Below are 4,547 nucleotides of genomic sequence, written 5' to 3' on the forward strand. Positions count from 1 at the left end.
AGGGAACCACCGCATGACCGCCGCTGCTCGACTGATTGAACATCATCAGCACCCGATCGTTGCGCGGCGTCTTGTTGAACATTTCCTTGCACGCCGCCAGCGTCTGCGCCGGTGTGATGCTGGTATAGGCCGCATTGATCAGCTTCTGCTGGTCGAAGCCAAATTGATAGAGATAGTGCTTGTTGATCATTGCGCGCGCGGCGGCATCGAGTGGCACCTGCGCGAGCGTCGCGTAACCCGGGAATTCGTAGTCGAGTTCAAAGATCCCGTCGTGGAACAAGCTTGTCGTCGCTGCGAACCCAAAGCACGATCCGGTCCAGGCGCCGCGCAGAGCCTCCCACTGCGCCAACGCCGACGGGCGATATCTGACCGCTCCTGGCGGCGGGTCAAAGTAGGCCTGTGACTCCCCGATCGCCGCAGCGAAGAGATCCCAGTTCGGGAAATCGGCGGGCTGGCACAAGAGGCAGTAGAGATTGCACGGCGAGTTCGGATAGCAGTAGTTGAACTGCTGCCACCAAGAACGTGGCCACATGCTCCCCTCGCTGTTGCCGAACCCCCACGGTGCCGGATCGATGTCAATGCACTCATCGCACGCATCGCCGATGCTGTCGGCATCGGTGTCGGCTTGGGAGGGGTTGTAGGCGGATGGGCAGTTGTCGATGACGTCGGGCATGCCGTCGCCATCACTGTCAGCCAAGCAGTTTCTCAGTACGGAAACGTCTCTGCTGTTTCCGTTTGATACTGCAAGATCCAGGTCTCCATCGCCATCCAGGTTGGCAACAAGAAGTGACGTTGGCCCCCAGGTCGCTGAATAATTTACTGCGGTTGCAAATGTCCCGTCACCATTATTCTGCAAAATCGAGATACTATGGCTATTGTTGTTCGCTACGGCCAAATCCTTGAATCCGTCTCCATCGAGATCGGCGGGGAACAGTGACCGGGGAAAGTCCCCCACCGGATAGGCGACGGCGGCAGCAAATGTCCCATTTCCGTTATTCTTCAAGACCGAGATAACGTCTCCATCTCCGTTTGTAACCGCTAGGTCTTGGTCGTTATCCCTATCAAGATCCCCAGCAACGATTGACTTGAGATCGCTTCCAGCTGCATAGTTCACGGCTCCGGAAAAGTTTCCCCCGCCATCGTTAACAAGAATTGCGATGTTTGGACTAACAGCAGTAGCGATGGCTAAGTCTCGATCGCCGTCCCCGTCCAAGTCACTGGCGTATACGGAGCGAGCATGAGAACCGACGGGGTAGTTCACCGCGACTGTCAACATGCCATTGCCATCGTTCTTCAATATGGTGACGTCAGCGGTGCCATCATTTGCAGCGGCAACATCCTGATCTCCGTCGTCATCGAAATCGGCGGCCACAACCTTCCACGGGTGCGTTCCTGCCAAAAAGCTACTTGGAGCGGAAAATGTCGCGTCCCCATGATTCTTCAAGACAGTGACGTTCCCGTAGTAGTTCCCGACGACCAAGTCTAAATCTCCGTCGCCATCCATATCCGCGGCACAGACGGAGTGTGGCGACGAGCCGCTAGGGCCGCAACTGTAATCAGATCTATCGATGAAGGATGCGTCCCCATTATTCCTTAAGATCGAGATGCTGTCGTTGTCTCGATTCGTAATTGCCAGATCTTGATCGCCGTCTCCGTCCAGATCGCCCGAGAAAACGCTTGATGGACCTAAGCCAGCTGGGAAGTTCTGTGCTGGATCGAAGCAGAACGCAAAAATCGAATTCAAACTTGCTGCGATTAGCACAAGCGTTAGGAAAAACAGAGCCTTCAAAGATGCCACTATGCCTCCCCGGGGTGTGGTTGAAGTAAACTACTGGAGTATACCAAAGATCGACCACACAGTCAACAAAATACCCGCAACATCGACCCAAACTCCCACCGACCCGCCTCGCCTCCTCGATCCCAATAACTTGGATCATCCCACCGCTTTCGTTCACGCACCCGTTGACAAACCAAGACAAAAATGTATAATTATCAACAGCCACTACATTCGGGCTGTCTAAAGACAACTTTCAGGGAGGGACTCTTCGTTGGCTGAGCACGATCACGGCCGTCCGCTCGATGAAACCGCGGACTTCAACTCCTCGGCCGGCTCTCAGATCGGCCACTATCGCCTGACGCGCCTGCTCGGCCGCGGCGGCTCCGGCTTCGTCTTCCAGGCCTTCGACGAGACACTCAAACGCGACGTCGCCGTCAAACTCCTGGCGCCCGAATACGCCGCCGACATTGAAATGCGCGGACGCTTCCTGCGCGAAGCCCAGAAGCAGGCCGCAATGAATCACCCGAATATCGCTATCATCCACGAAATCGGCGATTCGGCCGGCACTCAGTTTATCGCGATGGAGTACATCGAGGGGGAGAGTCTCAAGGACCTCTTGCAACGCGGCCAACTTAGTCTCGAGCAGGGCCTACGCATCTTTCTCCAGATCTGCGACGGTCTGCAGGCAGCGCACGATCATCAAATCGTTCACCGCGATATCAAGCCCGGCAATGTCATGATCACCAAAGACGGCCACGCCAAGATTCTCGATTTCGGTCTGGCCAAACTGCAGCGATCGTCCGCCGAAAGCTCCAGCGGCCACATCGTCGGCACGGCGCACTACATGTCGCCGGAGCAAGCCCAGGGCCGCCCGCTTGATGTTCGCTCCGACGTCTTCTCGATGGGAACTCTGCTCTACGAAATCGTCACCCATCGACTGCCCTTCAGCGGCGAGCACACCATGGCCGTGCTCTTCGCTGTCGTGCACTTGCCCTACAATGACATTCTCTCCCTGAATCCCGAAGTCCCTCCCGAATTGTGCCGCGTGATTGACCGCGCTCTGCAGAAGGCTCCCGAAGCACGTTATCAGTCCATCCGCGCCATGGCCGACGATCTGCGCTCCGGCGCCAAAGCGGAAGCGCGTGCTCCGCTCCCCATCACCGCCGAGCGGGTCTCCGTCGCCGTGATTCCCTTTGACAATCGCGGTCGCGACGATCTCAGCTACTTTGCCGACGGCGTCGCCGAGGAAATCAATGGTTACCTGTCACGGCTGGCGCGACTGAAGGTCATTTCCTTCAGCAGCTCGAGAAAATACCGGATGGGCGAGCAAAGTCCGCGCGCGATCGGTGCCGAGCTGGGCTGCGGCTACCTGTTGCTTGGTTCGCTCGGCTGGGACACCGCCCGGACCCAGCCCTTTGTCCGCATTCACGTCGAATTAGTCAACGCCGCCGATGGCACCGTACGTTGGTCGGAGTCCTACGATCGCGAGGTCAATGAAATCTTTGCCGTCCAGTCCGAGGTCGGCGAACAAGTCGCCCGGGCTCTCGGGGTCTTGCTCGGCGAGCCGGAACTGAGCATGCTCGCCGACCGCCATACCGCCAGTGTTGAAGCCTACGATTGCTTCCTGCGGGCCAACGAAATCTTCCCCCACAGCCTCGCCGAGGAAGACCTCCATCGCGCCATCGATCTTTACCGCCGCGCCGTCGAAATCGATCCGCGCTTCGCCCATGCGCACGCGCGTCTCGCCCGCGCCCACATCTCAATGTACTGGTTCCACTACGACCATACCGCCGAACGATTGGCCCAGGCCAAACAATGCGTCGATCGCGCGCTCTCGATTGCGCCCGAATCACCGGAGGCCAAGCAGGCGCTCGGCTACTACTACTACTACGGCATGACCGATTATGTCAAGGCGCTTGAGCAATTCAGCAGTGTCAGTTCTCGCCGCCCCAACGATGCCAGTATCCTCGCCTCCAAGGGATATATCATGCGCCGCTTGGGCAAATGGAACGAGGCGCTGCGCTCGATCGAGAGCGCCAGCGACCTCGACCCGAAATCGGCACTGATCACCTATGAGCGCGCCAACACACTCCTGCTGCTGCGGCGCTATGACGAGGCCATCCCGATTCTCGACCACTGCCTCTGGCTCGCGCCGGCCTGGTCCGACCTCTATGTCAAGAAGGCCATGGCCTGCGTCCTGCGCGACTGGAATCTCGATCAAGCGGCCGCAGTCATCCGCGATGCCTCCAAACATCTGAACCCGACCGAACTCGGCGTTGAGTGGATTCTGCTTGATGCTCTCGTACGCTACTTCAACCATGATTATGATGTCATGGTCAAAGACCTTTGGGTTGACGAAGGCGAGATGGAAATCTATTTCATCGTGAAAGCTCGTATCTCCGCGCGCCTGGGTCACCAAGCAGAAAGTGTAAGTGCCTACGACTCCGCTCGCGTCTTATTGGAGACCCGCGTCAAGACCCAAGCCGATGATGCCCGCCTTCACATGCATCTGGCCATCGCTCTCGCCGGCATCGGCAAGCGTGACCTTGCACATGCATCCGGACTACGCGCCCTCGAACTTGTTCCCTCCGGCAAAGATCATGTATTGGGGACCTTCCTCATGGAATTAATGTCACTGGTCTGCGTCATGACCGATGATTTCGATTCCGCCGTCGGTCTTCTGCGCCAAATTCTGATCAGCCCCGCGAATTTCTCGGTCGCCTTCGTCCGCAATTTCTCCGGCTTCGACAAGATTCGCAATTATCCGCCC

2 protein-coding genes are annotated in these 4,547 nt (G+C 57.7%); one reads left to right on the forward strand and one right to left on the reverse strand.

What is annotated here, in order from left to right; translation table 11 throughout:
• The coding region (locus IT585_07295) for a VCBS repeat-containing protein (protein ID MCC6963041.1) at nt 1-1,798 on the reverse strand (1,798 nt) is incomplete at its 3' end.
• Between the two features lie 250 nt (nt 1,799-2,048).
• Here IT585_07295 and IT585_07300 point away from each other — a divergent pair.
• Nucleotides 2,049-4,547 (forward strand): protein kinase (locus IT585_07300; protein ID MCC6963042.1); only part of this gene is annotated, 2,499 nt, incomplete at its 3' end.

This window comes from Candidatus Zixiibacteriota bacterium (genome assembly GCA_020853795.1).
GTDB lineage: Bacteria > Zixibacteria > MSB-5A5 > CAIYYT01 > CAIYYT01 > JADJGC01.